The 26,999-nt window shown below is 66.5% G+C and carries 23 protein-coding genes; 9 read left to right on the forward strand and 14 right to left on the reverse strand.

Annotation, left to right across the window (positions count from 1 at the left end; all coding sequences use genetic code 11):
- Positions 1-5: 5 nt before the first annotated feature.
- Complete coding sequence (locus MTX34_RS00490) at positions 6-275, forward strand: mycoredoxin (RefSeq protein WP_243608077.1); 270 nt, start codon at positions 6-8, stop codon at positions 273-275.
- Between the two features lie 7 nt (positions 276-282).
- Here MTX34_RS00490 and nudC read toward each other — a convergent pair whose 3' ends face one another.
- Together nudC and MTX34_RS00500 are read right to left on the reverse strand one after the other, a co-directional pair.
- Positions 283-1,185: an NAD(+) diphosphatase gene (gene nudC / locus MTX34_RS00495; RefSeq protein WP_243608078.1), complete on the reverse strand. Its 903-nt coding sequence runs from the start codon at positions 1,183-1,185 to the stop codon at positions 283-285.
- A 24-nt stretch (positions 1,186-1,209) separates the two neighbouring features.
- The gene (locus MTX34_RS00500; protein ID WP_243608439.1) at positions 1,210-2,277 is read right to left on the reverse strand and encodes a TrkA family potassium uptake protein; all 1,068 of its coding nucleotides are present in this window, start codon (positions 2,275-2,277) and stop codon (positions 1,210-1,212) included.
- A 105-nt stretch (positions 2,278-2,382) separates the two neighbouring features.
- On the opposite strand from MTX34_RS00500, the gene MTX34_RS00505 reads away from it, so the two are divergent.
- Positions 2,383-2,769 carry a hypothetical protein gene (locus tag MTX34_RS00505; protein WP_243593504.1) on the forward strand — a complete coding sequence of 129 codons (387 nt, stop codon included), beginning with the start codon at positions 2,383-2,385 and terminating at the stop codon, positions 2,767-2,769.
- Here the strand turns inward: MTX34_RS00505 and MTX34_RS00510 are convergent.
- The 4 genes from MTX34_RS00510 to MTX34_RS00525 all read right to left on the reverse strand — a co-directional run bounded on the left by MTX34_RS00510 (position 2,732) and on the right by MTX34_RS00525 (position 11,289).
- On the reverse strand, positions 2,732-6,148 hold the full coding sequence (locus tag MTX34_RS00510; protein WP_243608079.1) for an ATP-dependent helicase: 3,417 nt from the start codon (positions 6,146-6,148) through the stop codon (positions 2,732-2,734). The two genes, MTX34_RS00505 and MTX34_RS00510, sit on opposite strands and share 38 nt — an antisense overlap.
- On the reverse strand, positions 6,145-9,462 hold the full coding sequence (locus MTX34_RS00515; protein ID WP_243608080.1) for an ATP-dependent DNA helicase: 3,318 nt from the start codon (positions 9,460-9,462) through the stop codon (positions 6,145-6,147). Before MTX34_RS00515 ends, MTX34_RS00510 begins: the two co-directional genes overlap by 4 nt.
- A gap of 64 nt (positions 9,463-9,526) precedes the next feature.
- The gene (locus MTX34_RS00520) at positions 9,527-10,171 is read right to left on the reverse strand and encodes a response regulator transcription factor (protein ID WP_243608081.1); all 645 of its coding nucleotides are present in this window, start codon (positions 10,169-10,171) and stop codon (positions 9,527-9,529) included.
- Positions 10,168-11,289 (reverse strand): sensor histidine kinase, encoded by a 1,122-nt coding sequence (locus tag MTX34_RS00525; RefSeq protein WP_243608082.1) that lies wholly within the window; start codon positions 11,287-11,289, stop codon positions 10,168-10,170. Before MTX34_RS00525 ends, MTX34_RS00520 begins: the two co-directional genes overlap by 4 nt.
- A 136-nt stretch (positions 11,290-11,425) precedes the next feature.
- Here MTX34_RS00525 and MTX34_RS00530 point away from each other — a divergent pair, with 136 nt between their 5' ends.
- Genes MTX34_RS00530 through MTX34_RS00555 form a run of 6 tightly spaced genes read left to right on the forward strand, consistent with a single transcriptional unit; the run spans position 11,426 to position 16,316 of the window.
- Positions 11,426-12,157: an ABC transporter ATP-binding protein gene (locus tag MTX34_RS00530; RefSeq protein ID WP_243608083.1), complete on the forward strand. Its 732-nt coding sequence runs from the start codon at positions 11,426-11,428 to the stop codon at positions 12,155-12,157.
- On the forward strand, positions 12,154-12,930 hold the full coding sequence (locus MTX34_RS00535; RefSeq protein WP_243608084.1) for an ABC transporter permease: 777 nt from the start codon (positions 12,154-12,156) through the stop codon (positions 12,928-12,930). The genes MTX34_RS00530 and MTX34_RS00535 overlap by 4 nt, the downstream gene beginning before the upstream one ends.
- Positions 12,931-12,953: 23 nt before the next feature.
- Positions 12,954-13,730, forward strand: coding sequence for an alpha/beta fold hydrolase (locus MTX34_RS00540; RefSeq protein WP_308198448.1), 777 nt, complete (start codon positions 12,954-12,956; stop codon positions 13,728-13,730).
- A complete protein-coding gene (locus MTX34_RS00545; protein WP_243593511.1) occupies positions 13,731-14,072 on the forward strand; it encodes an MGMT family protein in 342 nt (113 codons plus the stop codon).
- Positions 14,069-14,515 carry a PaaI family thioesterase gene (locus MTX34_RS00550; protein ID WP_243608085.1) on the forward strand — a complete coding sequence of 149 codons (447 nt, stop codon included), beginning with the start codon at positions 14,069-14,071 and terminating at the stop codon, positions 14,513-14,515. The genes MTX34_RS00545 and MTX34_RS00550 overlap by 4 nt, the downstream gene beginning before the upstream one ends.
- A gap of 13 nt (positions 14,516-14,528) precedes the next feature.
- A complete protein-coding gene (locus MTX34_RS00555; RefSeq protein ID WP_308198449.1) occupies positions 14,529-16,316 on the forward strand; it encodes an NTP transferase domain-containing protein in 1,788 nt (595 codons plus the stop codon).
- On the opposite strand, the gene MTX34_RS00560 is transcribed toward MTX34_RS00555, so the two are convergent.
- The 6 genes from MTX34_RS00560 to MTX34_RS00585 all read right to left on the reverse strand — a co-directional run bounded on the left by MTX34_RS00560 (position 16,270) and on the right by MTX34_RS00585 (position 24,149).
- A complete protein-coding gene (locus MTX34_RS00560) occupies positions 16,270-16,998 on the reverse strand; it encodes a sirohydrochlorin chelatase (protein WP_243608087.1) in 729 nt (242 codons plus the stop codon). The two genes, MTX34_RS00555 and MTX34_RS00560, sit on opposite strands and share 47 nt — an antisense overlap.
- Complete coding sequence (locus MTX34_RS00565; protein WP_243608088.1) at positions 16,998-18,209, reverse strand: uroporphyrinogen-III synthase; 1,212 nt, start codon at positions 18,207-18,209, stop codon at positions 16,998-17,000. Before MTX34_RS00565 ends, MTX34_RS00560 begins: the two co-directional genes overlap by 1 nt.
- Positions 18,206-18,598, reverse strand: coding sequence for a nitrite reductase small subunit NirD (gene nirD / locus MTX34_RS00570; RefSeq protein WP_243593516.1), 393 nt, complete (start codon positions 18,596-18,598; stop codon positions 18,206-18,208). The genes MTX34_RS00565 and nirD overlap by 4 nt, the downstream gene beginning before the upstream one ends.
- Positions 18,599-18,720: 122 nt before the next feature.
- Complete coding sequence (gene nirB, locus MTX34_RS00575; protein WP_308198450.1) at positions 18,721-21,216, reverse strand: nitrite reductase large subunit NirB; 2,496 nt, start codon at positions 21,214-21,216, stop codon at positions 18,721-18,723.
- A gap of 62 nt (positions 21,217-21,278) precedes the next feature.
- The gene (locus tag MTX34_RS00580; protein WP_243608442.1) at positions 21,279-22,670 is read right to left on the reverse strand and encodes a NarK/NasA family nitrate transporter; all 1,392 of its coding nucleotides are present in this window, start codon (positions 22,668-22,670) and stop codon (positions 21,279-21,281) included.
- A gap of 237 nt (positions 22,671-22,907) precedes the next feature.
- Entirely contained in the window at positions 22,908-24,149 is a 1,242-nt protein-coding gene (locus MTX34_RS00585; protein ID WP_243608089.1) for an MFS transporter, read from the reverse strand.
- A gap of 81 nt (positions 24,150-24,230) precedes the next feature.
- Between MTX34_RS00585 and MTX34_RS00590 the strand changes: the two genes are divergently transcribed.
- A complete protein-coding gene (locus MTX34_RS00590) occupies positions 24,231-24,920 on the forward strand; it encodes a FadR/GntR family transcriptional regulator (RefSeq protein ID WP_243608090.1) in 690 nt (229 codons plus the stop codon).
- Here MTX34_RS00590 and MTX34_RS00595 read toward each other — a convergent pair.
- Together MTX34_RS00595 and moeZ are read right to left on the reverse strand one after the other, a co-directional pair.
- A complete protein-coding gene (locus tag MTX34_RS00595) occupies positions 24,910-25,764 on the reverse strand; it encodes a TIGR02569 family protein (RefSeq protein ID WP_094614482.1) in 855 nt (284 codons plus the stop codon). The genes MTX34_RS00590 and MTX34_RS00595 overlap by 11 nt on opposite strands.
- A gap of 58 nt (positions 25,765-25,822) precedes the next feature.
- Positions 25,823-26,989: an adenylyltransferase/sulfurtransferase MoeZ gene (gene moeZ / locus MTX34_RS00600; protein WP_243608091.1), complete on the reverse strand. Its 1,167-nt coding sequence runs from the start codon at positions 26,987-26,989 to the stop codon at positions 25,823-25,825.
- Between the last annotated feature and the right edge of the window lie 10 nt (positions 26,990-26,999).

Consider the following 26,999-nt stretch of genomic DNA (forward strand, 5'->3'; position numbering starts at 1 on the left):
TTGTCGTGACCACTTCCGAGAACACCCAGCAGAGTCCAGCCGCGTTGACCGTCTACTCCACCACGTGGTGCGGTTACTGCCGCCGGCTCAAGACCCAGCTCGACCAGGCCGGAATCGAGTACGCCGAGATCGACATCGAGCAGAACCCGGAGTCGGCCGACTTCGTCGGCAGCGTCAACAACGGCAACCATGTGGTGCCGACCGTGCTCTTCGCCGACGGCTCGACTGCGACGAACCCCTCTCTGGCCGAAGTCAAGAGCGCGCTGTCGATCTGACCGACCGTCAGGCCGTCGCCGCCCACGCCTCCAGCATGCCGCGTGCGATGGAGATCGAGCCCGGTAGCAGCAACCGAGAGGTCGAATCCGATCCCCAGTCGCCCAGCTCGAGTGCCGCGAGGACCTCTGCTCGATCGAACCAGTGGGCCTCGGCGATCTCGCCGTCCTGAAAGTGCAGCGGTTGCTCCGGGTCGGCGACGGCGGAGAACCCGATCATCACCGATCGTGGAAACGGCCACGGCTGACTGCCCAGATATTCGATACCGGAGACGTCGAGGCCCACTTCTTCTCTGATCTCGCGTGTGACACAGGTTTCCAACGATTCGCCGGCCTCGACGAAGCCCGCCAGCACCGAGAAGCGACGCTCGGGCCACGCGGGTGCTCGGGCCAGCAGTACTCGGTCGCCGCCGTCGTGAACCAGACAGATCACTGCCGGATCGGTACGCGGAAATTCTTCGTGGCCGGTGGACGTGCTGGTCCGCGACCACCCTGCGCTCGACGGAGCGGACGGCGCACCGTCCAGCGAGCTGAACTGCGCGCTCGCATGCCAGTTGAGGATCGCCAGCGCGCCGGTCACCATCGACAACGCGGTGCTGTCGAGGCGATCACCATCGGTACGCAGATCCCCCAGCGTGCCCTGCACCACCTCCACCCGCCTGGCCCACAGGTGTCGGTCCCCGTGGATTCCGAGAAAGACCGCGTCGGGCGTGGGCTCCGCTGCGACGTCCGCGGCAGGGACGAGAACCAGGCCCTTCTCGTCCACCGAGAACCTGCCTCTGCCGTCGACGCTCAGGATGCGAGCAGTCGGCCAACCCGCTGCCAATGCTGCGGTGTCTCGGCGCAGTTCTTCTGCCCTGTTCAGTGGCGATCGGGACAGTCGAGGTGGGTGAGCGAGTTGGAATTTCGGCACGCGCACGACCCTACTTGCCCGCGGTCAGTCACCCACGCGACGGATGTACAGCAGACGATCTGATGCCTCGACCGCATCGACTTCCGGAGTGCCGACCCGGAACAGTTTTCCGCCTCGCACCACTCCGAGGACGATGTCGGTGAGGTGCCGTGGCGATCCGCCCACCTCGTCGCGCTCGACTTCGCGCTCGGCAATGGCGAAGCCCGCCTCCGGGGTCAACAGATCCTCGATCATCTCCACCACGGACGGAGTCGACGTGGCGATCCCGAGCAGACGTCCCGCGGTCTCGGAGGAGACGACGACCGAATCGGCACCGGACTGACGCAGCAGGTGCGTGTTCTCCGCTTCCCTGATGGCCGCGACGATCTTCGCTTTCGGAGCGATCTCACGGGCGGTCAAGGTCACCAGCACGGCGGTGTCGTCTCGGTTGGTCGCCACGATGATGGCCGACGCGTGCTGAGCACCGGTGAGTCTGAGCACATCCGACTTGGTCGCCGAACCGTGGACGGTGACCAGGCCCATGGCGGAGGCAGTATCGAGCACCATCTGGTCGGTGTCGACCACCACGATGTCGGACGCCGACACGCCGTCTCCGAGCATCGCGTCCACTGCGGTACGGCCTTTGGTGCCGAAACCGATGACCACGGTGTGATTGCGCACGCTGCGTCTCCATCGCTGAATTTTGAATGCTTGCCGGGACCGCTCGGTGAGAACCGACAGCGTCGTACCGACCAGCAGGATGAGGAAAAGAACCCGAAGGGGTGTGATGACCAGAATGTTCACCAGTCGCGCCGACGCACTCACCGGTGCGATGTCACCGTATCCCGTCGTCGAGAGCGACACCGTCGCGTAGTAGAACGAGTCGAGGAAAGACAGTTCGCCGTCCTGAGTGTCGCTGTATCCATCGCGATCGAGGTACACCACGAATGACGCGAGCAGCAGGATCCCCAGCGCCATCAGCACCCGCTTGTAGATGGCGCGCCAGGGACTCGATTCCAGTTCCGGTACCCGGAGCACTCCGACGAGGGCGAAGTCGGGCTTGTCGGTCAGCGCGCCACTGTCACCGAGGCTCGCACGCAACCTACCGGCCACGTCGCCCGCCGAGGTACTCACCGATGTCGAGATCATTCACGGCACGCAGCGTAACCCCATGCCAGGTTTCTGTGCCGACGACACAGGGTGTGGCACGGTATGGGCATGACACAGAGATCGAGTCAGGCAGCCGCATTGCGCCTCGCGGGACTTCTCGCCGGAGCCGGAATTCTCCACTTCGTCACTCCGAAGTTCTTCGATGCCCAGGTACCGACGGCGTTGCCAGGCTCGGCGCGGACCTATACGCAGGTTTCGGGTGTCGCCGAACTTGCCGTGGCTGCGACGCTGGCCGCACCGCGGACCCGTCGACTCGGCGGTGCACTCGCGGCCGCCCTGTTCGTGGTGGTGTTCCCCGCCAATATCAACCTGGCGTGGAAGTACGTACAGAGCCCGAAGACCTCACCGGCTCTCAAAGCAGCGATGATCGCCCGTCTGCCGCTGCAGATTCCACTGGTCACCGAGGCTCTGAAGGCTCGTCGGAACGCACCGTAGCCCCCGGCTGCTCGGGCCCGGCCGGCCCTTCCAGCAGCTGGGCCAATTCTGTTGCGTCCGGCAGGTTCTCGGGCGAAATGGTGTGACCGCTGCGCACGTAGTGGAACGCTGCGCGCACGCGGTCGAGCGGCACCGGTTCCGCGCGCCCGATCGACATCAGCTCGGCCCACGCCAGCCGGTAGGCCGCGAGTTGCATCGCTACCGCCCGCTGTTCCGACGCCGTCGGCTCTGCGCCCGTCTTCCAGTCGACGACGGTCCAGCCGCCGTCCGGGTCCGCGAACACTGCGTCGATGCGTCCTCGCAGTACCGTTCCCGCCACGGAGGTCTCGAACGGCACCTCCACTTCGACGGGGCTGCGGAGCGACCACTCCGAATCGAGAAACGCCTGCTGGAGGGTTTCGAGGTCCACATCGGCCGAGGCCCCGGTGTCGGCAGAGCCCGGCAGTTCGTCGAGGTCGAGCAGTCGGGTCGCGCCGAACCTGCGTTCGATCCAGGCGTGAAACGCGGTTCCTCTGCGTGCCAACGGATTCGGCGGAAACGGAAGTGGTCTGCGCAGGCGCGAGGCCAATGCATCGGGGTCGGCCGCGAGATCCACCAGCTGCGTCACCGACAGGTTGCCGGGCAGTGCCACGTCGACTCCTGCGACCGATCTCGCGGCCCGCTCCGCCAGCAGAGTATCGACGTCCGCGGCCCAATTCTCGGGGTCCTCCAGCGTCTGATCCTCAACGGTGACAACGCCTTCGGTCGGTGCGTGAGTGATCTCGGCGAGCGCGCGCAGCACCTCCTGTGCCCCGCCCTCGATCGCCCCCCGCCGTTGGCCGAGCGGATCGCGTGGCCAGGACGCCGTGTGCGGCACGGCTCCCAGTGGGTTCGACGCCCCGTCCTCCGGGGCAGGTGCCCACTGTTCGATTGCCGCGACGTCGGCGAATTCCAGTACGTGTCGGTGCAATTCGTCGAGAAAATCCGAGGGCCCGCGCGGCTTCGTTGCGGTCTCGTCCCAGTGGTGCGCGGAGACCAGCAGTACCCGTTCGGTTCGGGTGAGCGCTACGTAGAACAGTCGGCGATCCTCGGCGAGTCGACGCCTCGCCAACGCATCCTTGTGACTCTTGACGGCGTCTTCCAGATCCTTGCGGTTGTGGAGTTGTTCCAGTTCGAGAACCGGAACCCCCTCCGAGCCTTCGCCGTCGAGCGCACGGTCACCGCGCAACGACGGCGGTAGCTCGGCCATCGCCCCGAGCCAGGTGGAGGACGCGTTCGAGGACGGGAACACGCCCTTCGCCACGTGCGGCACTGCCACCACCTCCCATTCGAGGCCTTTTGCGGAATGGACGGTGAGCACCTGCACACGATGGGGCGCGACGTCGACCTCACCGGGAGCGAGGCCGTCCTCGACCGTCTCGGCCGCTGCGAGAAACGACAGGAATCCGGTGACCGTGGCGGTCGGGTTGTCGGCGTAATCGGCCACCACGTGGGCGAACTCGTCGAGATGTTCCCGACCGACCGCGCCGTGGGTGCTGATCGGTGTGCGTGCCTGAGCTTCGACGCCGATGCCCATGAGCCGTTCGATGTCGCCGACCAATTCCGTGAGCGGTTGACCGATTCGGTCGCGCAGCAGGTGAAGTTCGCCGGCCAGGGCGACGATTCGTCGATGACCGACCTCCGAGTATCGCTCGGCCGGACCGGGATCGGCTATCGCGTCGGCCAGACCGGCTTGCTCCGACTGTTCGCCGGGTAGCGCGCTGCCGAGCGCGGCATCGAGTGCCTCCGGGTCGTCGACGCGACCCGCGGTGCCGTACCCGCCGCGGATCTCGAGTTCTCGGGCGCGCTGGGAGAGCGCCCGCAGATCCGTCGGGCCGATCTGCCACCGAGAGCCGGTGAGGATACGCATCGCCGAGCTACCGGCCGTGGGGTCCGCTACCAGCCGTAGCATCGCGATGATGTCGGCCACCTCGGGAACATGCAGCAGCCCACCGAGCCCGACGACCTCCACCGGCAGCCCGCGGCTGCGCAACACCTCCGCGATCGGCTCGGCATCCGCGTTGCGGCGCACCAGAACCGCGGCGGTGGGCGGGGTGCGATCCTGCTCGAGGGCTGTGCGGTACTCCCCCGCGATCCGGTCGGCGATCCACTCTCGTTCGCCCACAACGGTGTCGGTGACGGCCAGTCGAACATCGCCGGGGACCGCACCCGGACGGGCCCGCAGAGTCGGCACCGGCACACCGACGCGGCGCAGTGGGTCGGTGATCAGGTTGGCCAGGGTCAATGCCTCGGGCGGATTTCGCCAGCTGGTGAGCAGCTCGAGCCGAGGTGCGGGGCTACCGTCGGCTTGCGGAAAGTCGGTGGCGAACCGAGGCAGATTTGCTGCCGATGCGCCGCGCCACCCGTAGATGGACTGCATCGGATCGCCGACGGCGGTCAACGCCAACTGTGGATCGCTCCCGGAGCCGAACAGAGACGACAGCAGGACGCGCTGGGCATGGCCGGTGTCCTGGTACTCGTCGAGCAACACGAGCCGGAAGCGTTGCCGTTCGGCTATTCCCACCTCGGCGTGCTCGGCAGCGACCCGAGCCGCCATCGACATCTGCGAACCGAAATCCAGCGCACCCTCGCGTCGCAGAGTCTGCGCCAGCTGTTCCACCAACGGCAGCAATCCGAGTCGTTGATGCTGCGCGCTCAGGATGTTCAACAGCTCTTTGGTGGGTCCGCCGCGCTGCCGGGGCCCCGGCCCGAGCGTGTACACCAGCTTCTCCAGCTCCACGTGCGCGTGGCGCAGGTCCTCGGGATCGACCAGGTGCTCGGCCAACTGGCCGGAGAGTGCGAGCACCGCCTCGGTCACCGACGTGGGGTTGCGATCGGTCTCCAGGTCGCCGTCCCAGGTACTGACGACACGGTGCGCGAGCTGCCACAGTTCGGTTTCCGAGAGCAGTGTCGCGGACGGTTCGATGGGCAACAGCAAGCCGTGCTCGGTGAGCAATCGACCCGCGTAGGAGTGATAGGTGCTCACTTCCGGCTCGGCACCGAGGATCCGCTCGCGCAGTGCCAGACTGGGATCGAGAGCCCGCACCAGATCGGATCCGGCCAGCCGAGCCAGCCGCGCTCTGATCCGAGAGGTCAACTGCTGTGCGGCTTTTCGAGTGAACGTCAGCCCCAGCACCTGGTCCGGATCGACGAAGCCATTGGCCACCATCCACACCACGCGGGCAGCCATGGTTTCGGTCTTGCCTGCACCTGCCCCCGCCACGACGAGCGTCGGGCCGGGTGGAGCTGCGATCACTGCGGCTTGTTCGTCGGTCGGTGGATGCTTCTGCCCGAGCGCCCGGGCGAGTTCGACCGGCGACACCCGCACCGAACCGGTCCGAATCTTCGTCGATGCCGTCACTGCTCGGTCACCTGCCTACCCGTCTCGTGTGCCGGACAACTGGACTTGACCGGGCAGTGCCTGCAGCCGTCGTTGATCCGCGCCTCGAATGTAGGCCCCTGCGTTGCCGATGCGGCCTGGTGGACGGTGTCTCGCCACTCCTCGAGTTTCTCCGGAGTCGGCACTTGTTGGACGCGCTGTGTCGCCCCGTCCTTGTTGTGGGGCTTGGCGACGAACACCAAGCGCGCACCGCCGGGCTCGCCCGCAGGCTCACCCTCTATGGCACCGGCTGCCGCGGCGACCTGATAGGTGGCCAGCTGATGATGGCCCTGGGCATCCTCCTTGGACATGACGGTCTTGGCCGTCTTGACGTCGATGATCACCGGCCGTCCGTCCGGATCGTGTTCGAGTCGGTCGATGCGGCCACGCAACGCCACCGCAGGCTCGTCCGCGGACCGAGCGTCGAGTATGCCGTCGACGCGCACTTCGACTCCGACCTCGGTGAGCTCGCCGCGACTGCCCTGCAGCCAGGTCTCGAAGGTCTCGAGCATCCCTCCGGTTCGGTCGAGCTCGTGCCGTGAATACCATTGCGATCCGAGATCGACTGCATCCCAGGCTGTTTCCAGGGCCCGGCGAAGTCGATCCGGTGGTATCCGACCGGCCACGGCCTGAACGAGAGTGTGCACGAGCGTGCCGGTGACCGCATGGGTGTTGGTGCCGTCGTTACCGCCATGACGTTCGAGCATCCACCGCAGCGGGCAAGTGGTGAGTTGTTCCACCGTGGACGGCGAGAGCGGAACCGGACCGTCACCGAGTTGCCACAGCGGCGCGTCGGTGCTGGGCCCTGCCACCCCGAACCACTCGTCGGGATGCGCGCCGCGCACGCCGGCATCGGCGAGCGTGGCCAGATGCCGGGCCGCACGGGCACGCTTGTCCGGATCCTGCTCGGCGACAACCGGATCGCACACCACACTCCGGAGTTCGGCCACCAGCATGGGCAGCGCCAACACTCGGTGTGCGGTCTCCGGCCCGGGGAGCTCGGCTGCGAGCTCCGGCTCTCCTCCGTCGTCGAGGCCACGTAGTTCGTCCACGAATCGCGATCGGACGAGATCGGCATCTCCGGTGCTGGAATCGACGGCGGTGACGAGCAAGGTCGACCGAGCGCGACTGCACGCCACCAGAAACAGCGTCCGCTCCTCGGCCAGCAACGGTGCCGACTTCGACAGTCGCCCGTCGAGCGCCGCAGCTGCATCGACCTTGCCGGACGCAAGGTCGATCAAGGTGTCGGTACCCAGAAGGCTGCCGCGTGACCGCAGACCCGGCCACAGCCCTTCCTGCACCCCGGCAACCGCGACGAGCTCCCATTCCCGACCCGCGGCCGAATGCGCGCTGAGTAGCGTCACCGCGTCGGCCCGAACCGTGGGGCGCTGGGAGTTCAGAGTGGGAATCTCCTGCTGCGCAATGTAATCGAGGAATCCGCCGATCTGAGCCCGGGGCAACCTGTCGACGTATGCTGCCGCCGCGTCGAACAGTGCCACCACCGCATCCAGGTCGCGGTCGGCCTGGGCACCCGCCGAGCCACCCCAGGCGGACGCGGCGGACCAACGCCGCTCGAGTCCCGACGCCTGCCACGCCGCCCACAACACGTCCTCGACACCGCGGCCCGTGCGGGCGAGGGCCCGCGCCTTCCGGATGACACCCAGGGCTCTGCGCAACGGGGCGGACTCCACGTCCGAGAGTCCGTTCGTCCACCCGGCACTCCCCCGGGCGTCGTCGGTGAGTACGACTCTGAGCAACTCGGCCGAGTCGCGCTCACCGCCCGATGCGAGCTCGAGCCTGCGCACGCCCCGGCGCAGTCGCCGCAGACCCACCGGGTCGGCTCCGCCGATCGGCCCGGAGAGCAACGCGAGTGCGTCTTCACCGTCGAAGCTCGGGTCGGAGATAGCCCGCAGTACCAGCAGAAGCCCGACGGCCCCGTGCTGGCGGTGCAGCGGCAGCTCCGAGGTCGGGGTGATCATCGGAACCCCTGCGCCGTGCAGAGCCCGGCGCAAGGGTGCGAGGGTGCGCGGCACGGACCGCACCACGATCGCCATCTCGGACCACGGCATGCCGTCGATCAGATGGGCACGACGCATGGCGTCGGCGATGATCGCCGCTTCCTTGGCGGGCGAGGACACCACGTGCACTCGCGCAGCCGGTGCACCGAATCGAGGTGTGCCCACCGGCTCGGGACAGCGGTGCCGACCGAGCCCGGGCAATCTTCTCGCCACGATGTCGGTCAGCTCGGCGACCTCGGGCACGGAGCGGTAGTTGCGTGTGAGCACCACCCGGCGCGGCGAGTCCACCTCGACCACGTCCGCCACGAACGTGGGGTCGGCACCGCGGAAGGTGAACACGGATTGATCGGGATCCCCGGCGACGACGGTCGATTCGGTATCGGTGCCGATCAATCGAACCAGCTGCGCTGCTTGCGGATCGAGGTGCTGCGCATCGTCGACGACGAGGTGACGAATGCGCGCGCGTTCGCTGCGCAGCAGTTCGGGATCGGTGGCGAACGCCAGGAGCGCGGCACCGATCAGCTCGGCGGCGTCCAGACCCGGTGCCGTGGCTCCAGCTGCCTCCACTCCGACGGCACCGCGCAGCAACATGGCCTGCTCGTATCCGGCCGCGAATTTTCCGACGGCGACCCACTCGGGCTTGCCGTGCCTGCGGCCGAGTTTGATCAGGTCTTCCGGACCGATTCCCCGTTCGGCGGCCCTGAGCATCATGTCTCGCACCGCAGTGACGAATCCCGCGGTGCCCAGTGCCGGACGCAGCCGCGCCGGCCAGTCACCTGCCCCGTCCTCCAGATCGCCGCGCAGCATCTCGCGCACCACCGCGTCCTGCTCGGCTCCGGTCAGCAATCGTGGTGGCGGATTGCCGTACAGCGAGGCCTGTAGCCGCAGCACCGCGAAGGCATAGGAGTGGACCGTGCGTACCAACGGTTCACGAGTCGCCCGCAGTGCGTGATCGCCGCTGAAGAGGCCGGCGGTGATGACCTCACGCACCGCGGTTGCCGCCCGTTTGGACTGCGTGAGCACCAGAACCGACTCCGGATCACCGGTGACGATGCGCGAGACCGCGTAATCGGCGACGAGCGAGGACTTGCCCGTGCCGGGACCACCGAGTATCTGCCACGGATTCCATCGTGGAGCGCCCTTCGCAGCCTCGGCTGCCGAGTCGGGTGTCGACGACAACAGCCGAGCTGCCGGGCCGGTCCACTCACGTGCCGGGCGAGCCACCTTGGGTGCACGGACGAGAGTGACCGTCGCGCCGTGTCTGCCGTCCGAGCTCATGACACAGATGCAATCACGAGCCACCGACACACCGGCCGCCGCCCGGACGGAACCCCGGAGGAGATCAGTCGAGCAACCCGTCCCGCAATGCACGCAGAACGGCGCTGGTTCGGTCGTTGGCACCGAGTTTGAGAATGGCCGACGACACGTGGTTCTTGACGGTTCCTTCGGCCAGGTGCAGTGCGTCGGCTATCGATCTGTTGGTGTACCCGCTTGCGACGAGCCGTAGGACGTCGAGCTCACGCGCAGTGAGTGTCTCGGCGACTCCGACGTCGGTCGGGCCGTGCTTCCCGGTCCGAAAAGCGTCCAGCAGTCTCTCGGTGATGGCAGGTTGCGCCACGGTGCGCCCGGCTGCGAGTTCACGTACAGCACCGCCGAGCCGCTCGAAGGTCACGTCCTTGAGCAGGTAGCCCCTCGCGCCCGCATGCAGCGCCCCGAGCACCAACTCGTCGTCGTCGAACGTCGTCAGAACCAGGACCGGTAACCGAATTCCTTTGTCCTGCAATGCTCGGAGCGTCCACAGGCCGTCGAATCGCGGCATCCGCAGATCCAGCAACACCACGTCGGGTGGATCGAGTTCGATGGACGCGACCGCGGCGGCACCGTCGTCGGCCTCACCCGTCACCTCGATGTCGGGATCCAACTCGAGCAGGCTGCGGATACCCTGCCGAACCAGAGTGTGGTCGTCGACGATCAATACCGTGATCACGGTGGAGGCACCGTCGCATGGACCGCGAACCCGCGATCGACCGAGAACGTCACCGTGCCGCCCAGTCCTTCGATGCGCTCTCGGATCCCTTGCAGCCCGTGCCCCGGCTCGAAGTCGGCCGACGCCCGGCCGTCGTCGCGCACCGAGACCGACAGCGCACCGGTCGAATCCGTACGTACCTCGATCCACATCTCATCGGCATTCGCATGGCGAATGGTGTTGGTGATCATCTCCTGCACACAGCGGACCACCGCCACCGCGCGAGCTTCGTCGACCCTGATCTCGGGATCGACCGTCAGATGCACGACCGGTTCGGGCAACTGCGCAACCAGACGATCGAGCGACTCCCCCAGCACCGGAGTCCTGCTGCGCACCTCGCCGACGGTCGACCGGACGTCGCCGAGCAGGTCACGCGCGATGGATCGGGCCCGAACGACATGCTCGCGCGCAGGCTCGGAGACCTGATGGGACGCCACCTCGAGCTCGAGGCTGAGTGCGGTGAGCTGGTGACCGAGCACGTCGTGCAACTCTCGCGCGATGCGCAATCGCTCGTCGGCACGGGACGAATCGTCCAACAACGCACTGGCGGTACGAAGTTCGGCGTGAGCGACCGCAAGTTCCCGACGCAACCGAGCCTGTCGCAGCTGCGCGGTCACCGACAACGCGCTGGCCACCTGCAGCGCTGCATAGATCGACATGATCAGCGCGATCTCCGAGATCCGTCCACCCCGGATCGCGACCGACACCCCCACGCAGCAGGTGTAGACCGCAACGATGACCGCCACCGACGACCCGGTCACTCGATACACGGCGAACGTCGAGGTGAAGACCAGAAGAATGGGCAGCCAACCCGCCGTCGGGGCGGTCAGCACCAGAACCGGTGCCAGCACCACCTGCGCGGCGAAGCACGCGCGCACGAGACGATCCGGCAGCCGATCTTCCCACCACATGCCCGCGGTCTGCGCCGGCAGAAAGGCCGCGAACAGCGCAGCCCAGATCCACAGCGGAACCTCGACCTCGTCGGCGATCGACCGATCGAAGACGACGAGAGCGCCCATGACGACCGCGAGCGCGGACACGAACGCACCGGCCAGAACGTCGGGTCCGAGGCGTCTCATTCTGTCGACCCTATCGCCCGTTTCGTCCGCACACCCCTGCCGAAAGTCACGATCACGATCGGTGACGATCGGCACCTGTGCGCAGGCCACGGCAGATCTAGCGTCGAGATCGACACGATCGAGAAGGGAACATCGGATGGCAGCGATCGACGTTCGAGACATCACGCAGCGGTATCGGGGGCGCACCGCTGTGGCGGGAGTCAGCCTCACAGTCGCCGAAGGCGAGACGCACGGCCTGCTCGGGCGCAACGGTGCCGGTAAGACGACCCTGGTCGAAACCGTTGCGGGCCTTCGTAGACCGAGCTCGGGTGCCGTGCGAATTCTGGGACTCGATCCCGTCACCGACCGCGCACGAGTGCGCGCCGTTATGGGAGTACAGCTGCAGTCCAACGACCTTCACTCCGCACTCACCGTTGCCGAACTGGTCGATCTGTACGCGTCCTTCTACCCTCGACCTGCCGATCGAGGCGCTCTCGTCCGTGCGGTGGGCCTGCACGAGCACCGCCGGGTGCGCTACGAGCGGCTGTCCGGAGGCCAGCAACAACGGTTGTCGGTGGTCCTCGCCCTGATCGGTTCCCCTCGGGTCGTCATGCTCGACGAGCTCACCACCGGACTCGACCCGGATGCACGACGCACCGTGTGGCGACTGATCGAGGACCTTCGCGCAGACGGTGTCACCATCCTGCTGGTCAGCCACCACATGGACGAAGTGCATCGCCTGTGCGATCGCATCACCGTTCTCGATCGTGGGTCCGTCGTGGCCACCGGCACACCGGATTCTCTGATCGCCGACGCCGGCCTCGGAGGCGACCACCGCGCCACCCTCGAAGACGCATTCCTGACGCTGACCGAACGGAGTTCGACATGACCGCACACGACATCCACGCCGCACCTCGTCCTGGCCTACGTGCCACGCGAGCACTCGTCGGGGCCGAGATGCGCATGGTCACCCGGGACACGGCCGGCCTGATCGTCCCCATCGCCCTCCCGGTCCTCGTACTGGTGATGAACGGCTCGGGTACTTCGGCGGAGATCGTCGGTCCGGGCGCGATGACCGCGTTCGATCGGTTCGTGCTGCCGCTTGCCCTGACCATGATCATCGCCGTCATCGGCATCGTGAACATGCCGAGCTTTCTTGCGCTCTATCGCAAGTCCGGCGTGCTGAAGCGACTGTCGACGACACCGATCGGGCCGACGCAGGTGCTGGCTGCGCAGGTGATCACCAGCGCCGTCCAAGCGACACTCGGAATCGGTATCGCTCTGACCGCGGCCGCCCTGCTGTTCGGAATCACGCCCCCGCACAACCCGATCCTGGTCGCGGCAATTCTGGTGCTGGGTGCCGCCGCGATGTATTCGCTGGGGATCGTGGTGGCTGCCGTCGCACCCACCGCGAACTCGGCCGTCGCGATCGGCCTGACCCTGTTCCTGCTTCTCGGTGCGACCGGCGGGCTGTTCGGACCGGTCACAGATCTGCCGGACCCGGTGATGGCCATCGGCGAAGCACTACCCTTCGGTGCCACTGTGTCTGCGCTGGGAGCTGCCTGGTCCGGAACTCCGGTCGACGTCGCCGGACCGATCGGGCTCGTCGCCACCGTGTTCCTCGGAATCGCGTGCGCAGTCGGGTTGTTTCGCTGGTCCTGAGCAGATGCGGCATAGTGGTCGACGTGCCCGAGTTGAACCTGCATACGTTCGGACCCGCAGACGGTCCACAAATCCTCGCCGTCCACGGCGTCACCGGACACGGTGCCCGGTGGTGGGATCTTGCCGAGAACCATCTACCCGAGGCCAGGATCCTGGCACCCGACCTCATCGGTCACGGACATTCCCCGGCCACGCCGCCCTGGGACATCGACGCGCAGGTCACTGCCCTGAAGGCCGTGCTCGACGCCCATGCGCGTGGACCGGTCGTGGTCCTCGGTCATTCGTACGGCGGCGCGCTTGCCGTGCATCTGGCGCAGAGATTCCCGGATGCGGTGCGAGCACTGGTGCTGCTCGATCCTGCGATCGCTCTGCCGCCGGAGGAGCTGCTCGAGGTGGCCGAGGCCACCGCGAAGTCCCCCGATTACACCGACGCCGACGAGGCGCGATCGGAGAAGATCCACGGGGCGTGGGCGGATGTCCCCACCGAACTGCTCGACCGAGAGGTCGCCGATCACCTGGTCCCCGCAGACGGCGGAAAGGTCGCGTGGCGAATGTCGATTCCCGCCATCGTGGCGACGTGGGGCGAGCTGGCCCGCCCGCTGGTCGTACCGGCCGAGAGCATCCCGACCATCGTGGTGCGGGCCATGCGCGTCGAACCCCCCTATGTGACAGAAGAATTCCTCGCTGCTCTACACGACACGCTCGGTGAGAATCTACGCACCGTCGAACTCGACTGCGATCACATGGTCGGCCAGGCCAAGCCGGTCGAGGTGGCCGAGCTGGTGCGATCCGTGCTGTAGATGGCCCCGATCACCGAAGCCCAGGTCGAGAGAGTTCGCGCGTTGGTCGCGTCGATTCCCCCGGGGTTCGTCGCCACCTACGGAGACATCGCGGCTGCAGCCGACCTGTCGAGCCCTCGCATCGTCGGATGGATCATGCGCACCGATTCTGCCGACCTCCCCTGGCATCGTGTGCTCGGAGCCAGTGGTAGACCCGCTCCGCACCTGGCCACCCGGCAGCTGGAGAACCTGCGCAGCGAAGGCGTGCCGGTGCACGACGGGCGTGTGTCTCTGAGATCGATTCGATTCGACTTCGGGGCGCTCCCACCGCCACCTGCGTCGACCACTAATCTCGGGGAATGAACATCAGAGACGGGCTCGGGCAGTTCGATCCACGCCCGACGGCGAAATACGCGCTGTCGAAGGCGAGCGGCTTCGTCGCATCCGCCGGTCTCGTCGTCGACGAGGTCTCGGGTATGAGGGTGGCGGGGCACATCGATTTGACCGACGAGCACTTCACGCCGTGGGGTGTCGTCCACGGCGGCGTCTACACCACCGCCGTCGAGAGCGCCGCCAGTATCGGTGCCAGCGAGGCGGTCAAGGATCGCGGTGAGTTCGCGGTCGGCGTTCACAACGGCACCGACTTTCTCCGCGCCAGCAAAGGCGGCCGCGTCGATGTTGTCGCAGAACCGTTGCAGCAGGGCCGCGTTCAGCAACTGTGGCTGGTCACGATCACCGCCACCGACAGCGGCAAGACCATAGCGCGTGGGCAGGTTCGCCTGCAGAACGTGCCGCTGCCGACATGACAGTGGCCCCCTCGTGAAGCACTCGATCTGCGATGCGATCGTCCTCGCCGGCGGTCGAGGGTCGAGGATGGCAGATCCCGAGCACCCCGCTGCGCCGCAGAAGGTCGACAAGCCTGCCATGACCGTCGGTGGCCGTCGCATGGTCGACATCGCCGTGGACGCGGTGTCGACTTGCCGCACAACGGTTCTGGTGGGCCCGACCCGGAACGGGATATCCGAGCACGTGGTGCAGACCCGCGAATCCCCCGCAGGTGGTGGACCCGTCGCCGCCCTCGCTGCAGGACTGCAATCACTCGACGGCAGGGCACATTCGGAGAGCACAGCAGATCTGGTGGTCGTCGTTGCGTCGGACATTCCGGCTCTCGACGCCGCGGCGGTCCGGTCGCTGATCGATTCCATGGTGCACGCGCAGACCGATGCCGTCTTCGCCCGCGACGAGGCGGGCCGCACGCAGTTCCTGCTCGGCGTCTGGAAGCTGTCTGCACTGCGATCCGCTGTCGCACAGCTGGATTCGGTGGACGGCGCACCGATGCGCGCAATCGTTCCGGTCGATCACCTGGTGATTCCGGTGTCCGGGATCGAGGACTGCGATACTCGCGCCGATCTTCTCGCTGCCCGCCGCGCGGCGCAGCCGACGGAAGCGCTCGAGATCGCCGATGCACTCGCCCGCATTCGGAGTCGGATCGCGCCCCTACCCGTCCATCGAGTTGCGTTGCGGGACAGCTCCGGGACAGTTCTTGCAGAGTCCGTTCTGGCCGGCACGGCGTTACCTGCCGTCGATATCTCCGCGATGGACGGGTACGCCGTCTGCGGCACCGAACCGTGGGCTCTCCGGTCCGATGTCGCGTATGCCGGAAGCTCCGACATCATCGGACTCACCGAGGGGACGGCCGTGCGCATCGCGACCGGCGCTGCGCTCCCGCCCGGCGCAACATCGGTGGTGCGCGACGAACACGTGACTCGCGACACCGACGGTTCGGTGCGTCGGATCCCGACGGTGCCGCAATCCGACGACACGCGCCGACGCGGCGAGGACTGGCTGCCCGGTACCGAACTCGTCGCCGCCGGCACCCCGGTCGATGCCGCAGTACGGTCGCTCGCCGCCAGTGCAGAGACCTTCGACGTCTCGGTACGTGGTCCGGTACGCGGGCGAGTAATCATCAGCGGCAACGAGATTCGATCCACCGGACCACTCGCTCCCGGCGAGACCAGGGACGTTCTCGGTTCGGTGCTGCCCGAGTACCTGGCGCACTGCGGGATCACCGTCGTCGATGTGATGCTGCTCGACGACTCATCGGCCGGATTCCGAGACGTATTGACCCGAACCGATGAGGTGGACGTCGTCATCGTCGTCGGGGCGACCGGAGGCGGTGCCGCAGATCAGCTCCGCTCCACCCTCGCCGGCGTCGATGCCGACACCGTCGTCGGACGAGTACGCGTGCGCCCCGGCGGCTCTCAGATCACCGCAGTGCTGCCCGACGGCACGGTGGTACTCGGCCTTCCCGGCAACCCACTGGCCGCCGTCGGTACCGCGATGCTCACCGCGCCTGCCATCGTCGATGCCTTGACCGGAAGAACAGTGCGTCCCCTACGGCTGGGTCTGCTGTCCAATTCCACCGAGGTTCGATCCGCGGTCCCTCGCGTCGTCCCGGTCACCGCGGACGGCACGCGGTGGCGGGCAGATATCCGGGTCCGCACGGCGCACCTGGCTCACCTCGTCGGACGCGACGCCCTGGCAGTGATTCCGGCCGAGGTCACCGCCGACGAGCCGGTGACCATTCTTCCGTTGCCACACCACTAGATTCATCGAGAGATCGGACACCCTCGCGGTAGCGCGCGACCACGAGATCGACTATCGCGGGATGGACTCCGAGCGGGTCGCCGACGCCGTCGGCGCCGGCGTCGGCCAGGCGGGTGTGAAAAAGCCCGCGCGCCAACAGATACGACGCCACGAACACACGCGGGTGCCCGGCATCTCGCAGAGCCGACACCGCGTCGGACACGGTGGGGGTACTGGTGGCGACGTAACCGATGCGTACCGGAACCCGAGCGACATCGGCCAGCATCGTCGCAGCGCGCCGGTGTTCTTCCAACGCACGAGCGTCGGAGGATCCTGCGGCAGCGAGCACGATGCAGTCACCCGCCTGCCATCCAGCATCGCGCAGTCGGTCGACCATGACCTCGGCCAGCACGGGGTCCGGTCCGAGAGCGCGGGTGACCGCGACCGACGGGTGCGCACTCTCGGCGATCTCTCTCGGCACATCGGTGTGCACGTGGTAACCCGATGCGAGGAAGGCGGGAACAACGACCGCCGACTCGGCGGTGTCGCGTAGTACCTCGGCCGGGGACGGCCCGAGCACGTCGACGAATGCCACGCGCGTGGTACCGATCTGCGTCGACACGGAATCGGCGAGTGCGGCGATCATCTCGACACCACGGGGGTTGCGGGTGCCGTGTGCAACCAACACCAGAGTCGGTGTCATCAGTACTTTCCCCCTTCTACGACGGCCGCACGCGCGTGCACGGCGGGCTCGTCGGAGTCGCAGTCCGATTCGGTCTCGATGTGATCGAGTGCGATGCGATAGCCACGCTTGACCACGGTCTGGATTGCTTTCGGCGCGCCCAGCGAGGACCTGAGTCTCGTCATCGCGGTTTCCACTGCGTGGGTATCGCCGCCGCCGCCGGGCAGCGACGCCAACAGGTCCTCACGAGAGACGACGCGTCCGGGAGTGCGGGCCAATGTCTTCATCAGCGCCATGCCTGCCGGGGACACCGGTCGAACTTCACCGTCGACCACCACGCACTTACCGCGGACACTGACCACGTGTCCGCCTGCATGCAGCCGGCCGGTTCGCCTCGGCAGTTCCTCGGCTATGTGCCGGGCCAGTGCGCCCAAACGCGCCCGTGCGGGCTGCGTGGTGGCCACGTTCAGTTGTTCGAGGGGCGCAGCGGTAACCGGCCCGACGCACACCGGCAGCACCCTCGATCGCATCGAGTGCAGCAGCGGTTCGAGCACGCCGTTCTCGTCGGCGCGCATCAGCATCGACGCCACCGCCGGTGCCGAGGTGAAGCTGAGGGCGTCGAGATCGCCGACGATGACGGCCTCGATCATGCGGTCCATCGGGCCCTGGTCGTCGGGCGCGGTCCAGCGGTACACCGGAACCGGCACCACTTCTGCTCCGGCACAGCGCAACACCTCGCAGAAGTCCGGTACCGGTTCCCACTCGGTGGTTGCGCCGTGCAACTGCACGGCGATGCGCTTGCCTTCGACGCCTTCGGCGAGCAGGTGTTCGAGCACTTCTGCCGAGGACTCCGAGGCGGGCGACCATTCCTCACGCAGATCGGCTGCTCGGATGGCGCCCTTGGCCTTGGGACCACGGGCCAGCAGCCGCGATGAGCCGAGAGCGCGGCCGAGTTCCTCTGCCTGTCCCCATCCGTCCGCTGCCTCGATCCAGCCCCGAAAGCCGATTCCGGTGGTGGCCACGGTTATCTCGGGCGGATCAGCGATGACAGCGGCGGTGACGCGTTCGAGTTCGGCGTCGTCGGCCAGTGGAATGATGCGAATTGCGGGGGCGTGCATCACGGTGGCCCCGCGCCGCTCGAGCAGAGTCGCGAACTCCTCGGCGCGGCGCGACGCGGTGATACCGACAGCGAACCCGGCCAGAGGCGTTGTCGCCCCGGCGATTTCGCTCACGTAGATCCGCCGCGGACGAGCACGACGCCCTCTACGCAGGAGACCTCGAAAGATCCGAGGGTGACCTGCGGATCGTCGAGGCAGCGCCCGTCGGCCAAGGAGAAGACCTGCTTGAGCAGCGGCGATGCGACGGTGGGTTCACCCCCTCGGTCTCCCACCAGTCCGCGTGACATCACTGCTGCACGCCCGTACGGATCTATGTTGCCCACCGCGAACAGTCGTCCGTCGTCGAGCAGAAACAGCGCCGCCTGGGTGCCGCCGCGCAGGAGCACCGCCACTCCTCGTCCCGGAATCAGCGTGTCGAGTGTGCAGGCCGGGGTCCAATCACGAGCGGTGTCGTTCGGTACCGCTGTTGGTGACTTCACTGTTGATGAATCGATGACAGTCATGGCGTACCTCCTGGTCAGCTATTCCACGTTGTCAGTGTTTCTGGCCCGTTAAGTCGCGATTACTCACCTGTGCACATGCACTCAGTTTCGTGACCCGCCGGTTGTCAGGTCCCGCGTTCGCCCTATGCGCCGACTCGAGGCATCCCCATCAGCACCGGGACCTTGCGAGCCCCGGACTCGTCGAACGAGATGGTGGGGTCCGCCTCACTCGGGGCGTTGACGAACGAGACGAATCGACCGAGCTTCTCGTCGTCTTCGAGCACACCGGCCCATTCGTCCTTGTATCCGGCGACGTGACGTGACATGTCTGCTTCGAGCTCTGCGCCGATCCCGAGGCTGTCCTCGCACACGACGGCCCTGAGGTGGTCCAGGCCCCCGTCGAGCGATTCGAGCCACGGTGCCGTGCGCTGCAAACGGTCGGCGGTACGCACGTAGAACATGAGGTAGCGGTCGATGTAGCTGACCAGAGTGGCGTCGTCGAGGTTGGAGGCCAGCAATTGAGCGTGCTTGGGTGACTGCCCGCCGTTGCCGCCCACGTAGAGGTTCCAGCCACCCTCCGTCGCGATGATTCCGACGTCCTTGCCACGGGCCTCGGCGCATTCTCGCGCGCAACCAGAGACGCCGAACTTGATCTTGTGCGGCGACCGTAGGCCGCGGTAACGGTTCTCCAGGTCCACTGCCATACCCACCGAGTCCTGGACGCCGTAGCGGCACCACGTGGATCCCACGCAGCTCTTGACCGTGCGCAGCGACTTCCCGTACGCCTGACCAGATTCCATCCCGGCGTCGACGAGGCGCTTCCAGATCGCCGGCAACTGCTCGACGCGGGCACCGAACATGTCGATGCGCTGGCCTCCGGTCACCTTGGTGTACAGCCCGAAATCGCGAGCGACCTCGCCGATGACGATGAGCTGCTCGGGCGTGCACTCGCCGCCTGGCATCCGAGGCACCACCGAATACGTGCCGTTCTTCTGGATGTTGGCCAGGAAATGATCGTTGGTGTCCTGCAGCGACGCCTGCTCGCCGTCGAGAATGTGATCCGAGGACGTCGATGCGAGGATCGACGCCACGACGGGCTTGCAGATGTCACAGCCGGTTCCCGCACCGTACTTGGCGATCAGCGAGGAGAACGTACGGGTGTCGGTCGCCCGAACTATCTCGAACAGCTCGGCCCTGGACTGAGAGAAGTGCTCGCACAACGACTTCGAGAGCACCACCCCGGACGCCGCCAGCAACGACTTGATGGACGGCAGGCATCCGCCGCAGGTGGTCCCCGCGGTGGTGCAGCTCTTCACGGCGGGCAGATCGCAGGCTCCGTCGGCGACAGCCGAGCAGATGGCACCCTTGCTCACGCCGTTGCAGGAACAGATCTCGGCGTCGTCCGGCAGCGCACCGATACCGACCTGTTCGGCTGCGGGTGAGATCAGGGCACCCGGGTCACCGGGCAACTCACGTCCGACGAGCGGACGCAACAGCGAGTACGCGGAGGCGTCGCCGACGAGGATGCCGCCGAGGAGGGTCTTCGCGTCGTCGGTCACGACGAGCTTGGCGTACGTGCCCTTGGGTGCGTCGCTGAACACCACCTCCAGAGCCCCCGGAGTGGCCGCCATCGCGTCGCCGAAGCTCGCGACATCGACTCCCATGAGCTTGAGTTTGGTGGACATGTCGGCACCAGGGAATTGCGCTGCGCCGCCGAGCAATCGGTCCGCCACGACCTCCGCCGTCGAATATCCGGGTGCGACCAGGCCGTAGCACCGACCTTCGACCGCCGCGCATTCGCCGATGGCGTAGACGGCGGGATCGGAAGTACTGCAACCGATGTCGACCATGATGCCGCCGCGTTCGCCGACCTCGAGCCCGCTCTCGCGGGCCAGCCGATCCTGGGGCCGTACACCGGCGGAGAACACCAGCAGAGCGGCGTCTATCGTGCTGCCGTCGCTCAATTCGATCGTCAGGCCTGCGCTGTCGTTCTCGGTGATCGACGACGTGCCCACTCCCACATGGACGTTCAACCCGAGTTCGGTGACGAGACGGGCCAACAGCGCGCCGCCGCCCTCGTCCACCTGCAGCGGCATCAATCGTGGAGCGAACTCGATGACGTGCGGGGTCATGCCCATCTTCTTCAGCGCGTTGGCCGCTTCGAGACCGAGGAGGCCACCGCCGACCACGACACCGACGGCTCCCGGTCCAGCGGCGTCGGCGCGTGCACGGATCTTGTCCAGATCGTCGAGGGTGCGGTAGACGAAGCACGCGGGCAGGTCGTGTCCGGCGATCGGTGGGACGAACGGATAGGAACCGGTGGCGAGGACGAGCGCGTCGTACTCGACCGTGTCGCCCGTCGAGGTCACGACGGTGCGGTGGTCACGGTCGATGCGATCGGCACGGACTCCGGTGCGCATCTCGACGAGTGTGTCACCGGGATAGTCGTTGCCCGCCAATGCGAGTTCCTTGTGGTCCCAGGCACCGACGTAGGAGGACAGTCCCACCCTGTCGTAGGCCGCCAGTGCTTCCTCGCACAGGACCGTGACCTTCCACTCGGCCGCCTCGTCGCGCGCACGCAACGCTTCGACGAATCGGTGTCCGACCATTCCATGACCTACCACTACCGCGTTCTTCACAACGGGTCCTTCCGATTCTGCGTTGCCGTGCACTGTGTCTCGTCCCTGCCGGTGATGAATCCTCAGACCGCGACCGGTGCGTCGGCATCCGCGGAGTTCGTCCTACGGAGGTAGATCGCCCAGGTGACGGCGGCGCACACGACGTAGAACACGAGGAACACCCAGAATGCCGTGGTGGCCGACTTCGCTTCACCCGAGTACGACGCGCGGAGCACCAGGTTGATGCCCACACCACCGAGAGCGCCGATCGCGCCGGCGATGCCGATGAGTGCGCCGGACATCTTGCGCGACCAGTGCTGCTGCTCGTCGACGGTCATACCCTGCAGCGCAGTGGATTTCGCGGCGAAGATGGCAGGGATCATCTTGTAGACCGATCCGTTTCCGATTCCGGAGAGCAGGAAGAGGGCGATGAATCCGACGACGAAGAGCACCATGACGGTGCCGCTGGCCGCCCCGGGAGTCGAATCGTCCCAGGTACTGGCCGCGACCAGAATTCCGGTGGAGAAGGTCATCGCCACGAACGTGTACAGGGTGATCTTGCCGCCACCGATCTTGTCGGCGAGCTTGCCGCCGAACGGACGAGACAGCGAGCCGAGCAACGGCCCGATGAAGGCGATCTGGGCGGCCTGCAGCGACGCCTGCGCCTGCAGCGCCGGAGTTGCAGGCGCTCCGTCGGTGAGGCCGGCGAGGAAGTTGATCTGGAGAACCTGTCCGAACGCGAAGCTGAATCCGATGAACGATCCGAACGTACCGATGTAGAGGAACGCGATCCACCACGAGTCCGAGAACTTGAGTACGTCGATCATGGACCGGCCGTTGGTCTTCTGGTTGTCGAGATTGTCCATGTACAGCGCGGCACCGACGGCGGCCAGCGCGATGAACACGAGGTAGACGGCGCAGACGATCTCGGGTGCGGTGTTTCCGACGGTGGCGATGACCAACAGGCCGATGAGCTGGATGACGGGCACGCCGATGTTGCCGCCGCCTGCGTTGAGCCCGAGCGCCCATCCCTTTTCGCGTTGAGGATAGAACGCATTGATGTTGGTCATCGAGGATGCGAAGTTGCCACCACCGAGTCCGGCGAACGCGGCCACGATGATGTACGTGGTGTACGACGCCGGGTTGAGCATGAAGTACATCGTCAGCACGGTGGGGATCAGCAACACCAGCGCACTGAAGATGGTCCAATTACGTCCACCGAACTTGGCCGTGGCGAAGGTGTAGGGAATCCTCAGGATCGCCCCGACGAGTGTGGGTACGGCCACGAGAAAGAATTTGCCCGCAGCGTCGATTCCGTAGACCGACAACGGCATGAACAGCACCATCACCGACCAGATCGACCAGATCGAGAATCCGACGTGCTCGGCGATGACCGACCAGATCAGATTGCGCTTGGCGATCTGCTTGCCGCCGGCCTCCCAGGCCTCGACGTCCTCGGAATTCCAGTGCGCGATGTGATGGTCGACAGAGACGGGAACTGTTCCGGGCGGAACGGCCGCCGTGGTGGCGGAGTCGGCATCTGCCGAAGCGCTGCGAGAAAGGCTGGTCACGTGTGGCCTCCTGATCGGTGTGTGGACCGAACATAGGAAAGCCATGTTGCAGCGGCGCTGCGTGCGGTGACTCGCTGATTAACTTGGTCTCACGCGCCCTCGAGCACCGACGTGAGATGAAGTGTCACCGAGCGTTCTGCATCACCAGGTGTCCTCCAGCATCCGCGGTCGGCAGCACAGAAACCCACCGACCAGCAGAACCGCCACGCAGCCGGTCAGCAGAACCAGCGGCAGTCCCCATCCCCCGGACTCGGTGTGCAGCAGCCCGAACAGGATCGGGCCCGTCGAGGACACCACGTAGCCCAGCCCCTGGGTGAATCCCGAGAGCGAGGACGATCCCACCGCCGTGCGTGTCCTGAGGTTGATCAGCGTCAGCGACATCGGGAAGGTCATCGTGCCGAGCCCGACCAGGCACACCCAGACCACCGTTCCGGTGCCGGGCGACCAGTGCAGGCCCGCGAAGCCGCCGAGGTAGCACACCGCGGCAAGCATGACGAGGCCGAACGGATTGCGCAGTTTCGCGCAGAGAGTCGGCGCAGCCAACGAGGTGATCAACCCCATCGCGCCGAAGGCGGCAACCGAGGCACCGGCCAACCCTTCGCCGATACCCGAGTCGATCAACAGCGTCGGCAGCCAGGTGAGCATGGAGTACGTGATCAGCGACGTCATCGCGAACATCATCACCATTCCCCACGCGAGCGAGGAGTGATGGATCCGGCCACCGGACCGGGTGTGGACGGCCGCCGAACCGGCCTCGGCCGAGACGTCCTTCTCGTCGCGGCCGCGTCGGGAGATCACGACGCCGAGCCACGGCAGTGCAGCGGCAACGCCGACGATCGCCCATACTCCGATCGAGAGCCGCCACCCGTGGGCATCCGCGACGGGGACCGCGAGCAGGGGCGGAATCATGGTGCTGATCTGCATGGCACAGATGTAGATGGTGCTCACCACAGCGAGGCGATCGGAGAAATACCGTTTGACCAACGGCGGAATGACGACGTTGCCGATACCCATGCCCGCGAGAGCGATCGCGGATAGTGCCAGCAACGACGCGGTGTTCGGCGCGAACGCGCGGGTGGCCATGCCGACGGTGGTCAGAGCCATGGCCAGCAATGCGGCTCGCTCGAGTCCGGTGCGCTTGGCCAGAAGCGGCGTGGCCAGCCCGAACACGGCGAACATCGCGGGCGGCAACATTCCGACGATGCCGATCACCGTGTCCCCGAACTGCAGGTCGGTGCCGATCCTGCCGAACAGTGGACTGATGGACGTCACCGCGGCGCGCAGAGTCAGTGCGGAGAGAACGATGGCCGCGAACACCAGGAGGCGCCCGCGGACGAGCGACGTACCGGTCGGGGTGGTCTCGGAAACGGTAGGGGCACTCACCGCGTAATCATAGGATGACCGGATCATCGGGTGCAAAGCACTAATATCGACGGCGCAACGTCCCCAGCCCGAGGAGTCCACGTGCGGCAGGTCCAGCGATCGAGCCTGATTTCCCAGGTCACCGCTCAGCTGCGCGACGAGATCACGTCGCAGCGATGGCCGGTGGGCACACGGATCCCCACCGAGCCCGAACTGTGTGAGATGACCGGCACCGGACGCAACACCGTGCGCGAAGCGGTGCAGGCACTCGTCCACGCCGGCATGGTCGAGCGCAGGCAGGGATCGGGCACGTTCGTCATGACGTGCTCGGATCTGGGCGGCACGCTCGGCAAGTACTTCTCGGACGCCCGACACCGCGACGTCACCGAGCTACGCGAAACCCTGGAAGTCACTGCGGCCGCACTCGCAGCCGACCGACGCAACGACGACGACATCCGTGTGATGCTCGGCGCGCTGGAGGACCGCAACGTGGCCTGGTCGAACCCGACGCCACTGGCCGATGCCGTTCGGATCGACGCCCACCTGCACCGCGCCATCGTCTCGGCCAGTCACAACGCGATCTACCTGGAGTTCTACGATTCGCTGCTGCCGGTGATCCACGACGCCATGCGCCACCACGCCATCGAGCACGACAACGATTACGTCGACGAACACACCGCGCTCGTACAGGCGGTCATCGACGGTGACGCCGCCCGCGCGATGCTCGCCGCTCGATCGCTGTTCCACGAGCTGGCCGAACCGCTCGCCCGCGTAGCGAAACTCACAGAATGAGGCGCACCAAGTCCGCTGTTCGCGCGAGACCGGGGAAGGCCTCGGACGTCGATCGCGGATGAAGCGCATGCACTGCGAGACGAAACATCAACGCGCGCAGCAACATCTGCGGCCATTCCGGTAGATCGTCCCAGCGGCCGACCAGACCGTCGTCGGCATCCCCCCAGGACAGTGCGTCGACCACGGCCACCCCGGCAGCCCAGGGTGCAGGACGCCAATACGGGGTGATGTCGCTGATGCCGGGCGCATCGCTGCCCGAGAACAGCACCGTTCCGAACAGATCGCCGTGCACCAATTGGTCCGGTGACTCCACGGGCTTACGCAGCGTCGCAAGCTGTTTGACCAGTTCGAGACTGCTCTTGCCGTCACTGGACGACGGCTCGGGTGCGCCCGCGCCGCGAGCCGAGCGCAGTGGAACGGCCTCCCAGGCCGCTCTGTCCGCTGCGACGAACACGTCCACGTCCGCCCACGGGGCCACCGGGGGCTGAACCAGAAATCGGGGGCGCTCGAGTTGCGCAGTCGCCGCGTGCAAGCGCATCGACAACGAGACGACCTCGTCGTGGCGGGGTTCGGGCTCACCGGCCACGAACGTGTCTGCGCGCCAGCCCGATACGACGTACCGACCGTCGGTGGAGCGCACAGGGCGAGCGAGCCGAACCCCGTCCACCGTCAACGTCTCGCGCACCTTTGCCGACCACGCGGCGCGCGCATGGTCTGCCACCGGCGACAGAACCACGTCACCCAGACGCCATCCGCCGTCCCAGTCCGCACCGAGAGGTGCCGGCTCGACATCGCGCAGCCCGAACGTAGAGATCACGTGCTGAGGAGGTTCGACAGAGCTCACGAACTTCACGGTACCGCCGATCGTGGTGCCGCTGCGGACGACGCGCACACGCACCACATCAGTAGATGGGCAGACCGGGTTCGATTTGCTTGGCCCACTCCACTATTCCGCCGTGCAGGTGGGTGGCGTCGGAGAAACCGGCACCGACGAGGGCGGCGAGCACTTCAGCGGACCTGATGCCGGTTTTGCAGTAGAGCACGATGGGGACGTGTTGCGGCAGATCGGCCATCGCCGCCCCGGAGAGGATTCGGTCCTTGGGAATCAGTCGAGCACCGTCGATGTGGACGATGTCCCACTCCACCGGCTCACGTACGTCGATGAGGGCAACCTCGTTTCCGGACTGCATCATCGCGCGCAGCTCCCCCGGAGTGATCGATTCGCCGGTGGATTCGGCGGCCGGAACCACTCCACAGAACGCCTCGTAATCGATCAGCTCGGTGATCGGCGTTCGATGCGGATCACGCGTCAGTCCGACGGTTCGATAACTCATCGCCAGTGCGTCGTAGATCATCAGTCGGCCCAGCAGCGTCTCGCCGATTCCGGTGATCAGCTTGATGGCCTCGGTCACCATGATCGACCCGATCGACGCACACAGCACCCCCAGCACCCCACCTTCGGCGCACGACGGCACCATGCCCGGCGGCGGAGCCTCGGGGTACAGATCGCGATAGTTGATGCCGACGCCACCCGGCGCTGCGTCCCAGAACACCGATACCTGACCCTCGAATCGATAGATCGAGCCCCACACATACGGGATACCGACCATGGCGGCCGCATCGTTGACGAGGTATCGGGTGGCGAAATTGTCCGTTCCGTCCAGCACCAGGTCGTACTGCCGAAAGAGGTCGAGGGCATTGGACGAGTCGAGTCGGACGCGATGCAGCGTCACCTCGACGCCGTCGTTGAGTTCGAGAATCGAGTCCCTGGCGCTGTCTGCCTTCGAGCGACCCACATCCGACCGGCCGTGGATGATCTGACGCTGCAGATTGGAGAGCTCGACGTCGTCGAATTCCACGATGCCCAGCGTCCCCACGCCCGCGGCAGCGAGATAGAGCAATGCAGGTGACCCCAGCCCCCCGGCACCGACGACGAGCACGCGAGCATTGCGCAGCCGCTTCTGCCCCTCGGTTCCCACGCTGGGGATGATCAGGTGTCGGCTGTACCGCGCGACGTCCTCGGGTGTCAGTTCACCGGCGGGTTCGACCAGCGGGGGTAGATGGACCACGACGCAGCGA

This window comes from Rhodococcus sp. ARC_M5, assembly GCF_022810405.1.
GTDB lineage: Bacteria > Actinomycetota > Actinomycetes > Mycobacteriales > Mycobacteriaceae > Rhodococcoides > Rhodococcoides navarretei.

Excerpts from the sequence above, each read along its gene's own strand:
- MTX34_RS00530 (WP_243608083.1), top strand. The coding sequence starts at position 11,426 with ATGGCAGCGATCGACGTTCGAGACATCACGCAGCGGTATCGGGGGCGC.
- MTX34_RS00560 (WP_243608087.1), bottom strand. The coding sequence starts at position 16,998 with ATGACACCGACTCTGGTGTTGGTTGCACACGGCACCCGCAACCCCCGT.
- MTX34_RS00525 (WP_243608082.1), bottom strand. The coding sequence starts at position 11,289 with ATGAGACGCCTCGGACCCGACGTTCTGGCCGGTGCGTTCGTGTCCGCG.
- MTX34_RS00505 (WP_243593504.1), top strand. The coding sequence starts at position 2,383 with ATGACACAGAGATCGAGTCAGGCAGCCGCATTGCGCCTCGCGGGACTT.
- nirD (WP_243593516.1), bottom strand. The coding sequence starts at position 18,598 with ATGACTGTCATCGATTCATCAACAGTGAAGTCACCAACAGCGGTACCG.
- MTX34_RS00550 (WP_243608085.1), top strand. The coding sequence starts at position 14,069 with ATGAACATCAGAGACGGGCTCGGGCAGTTCGATCCACGCCCGACGGCG.
- MTX34_RS00535 (WP_243608084.1), top strand. The coding sequence starts at position 12,154 with ATGACCGCACACGACATCCACGCCGCACCTCGTCCTGGCCTACGTGCC.
- MTX34_RS00515 (WP_243608080.1), bottom strand. The coding sequence starts at position 9,462 with ATGAGCTCGGACGGCAGACACGGCGCGACGGTCACTCTCGTCCGTGCA.
- MTX34_RS00545 (WP_243593511.1), top strand. The coding sequence starts at position 13,731 with ATGGCCCCGATCACCGAAGCCCAGGTCGAGAGAGTTCGCGCGTTGGTC.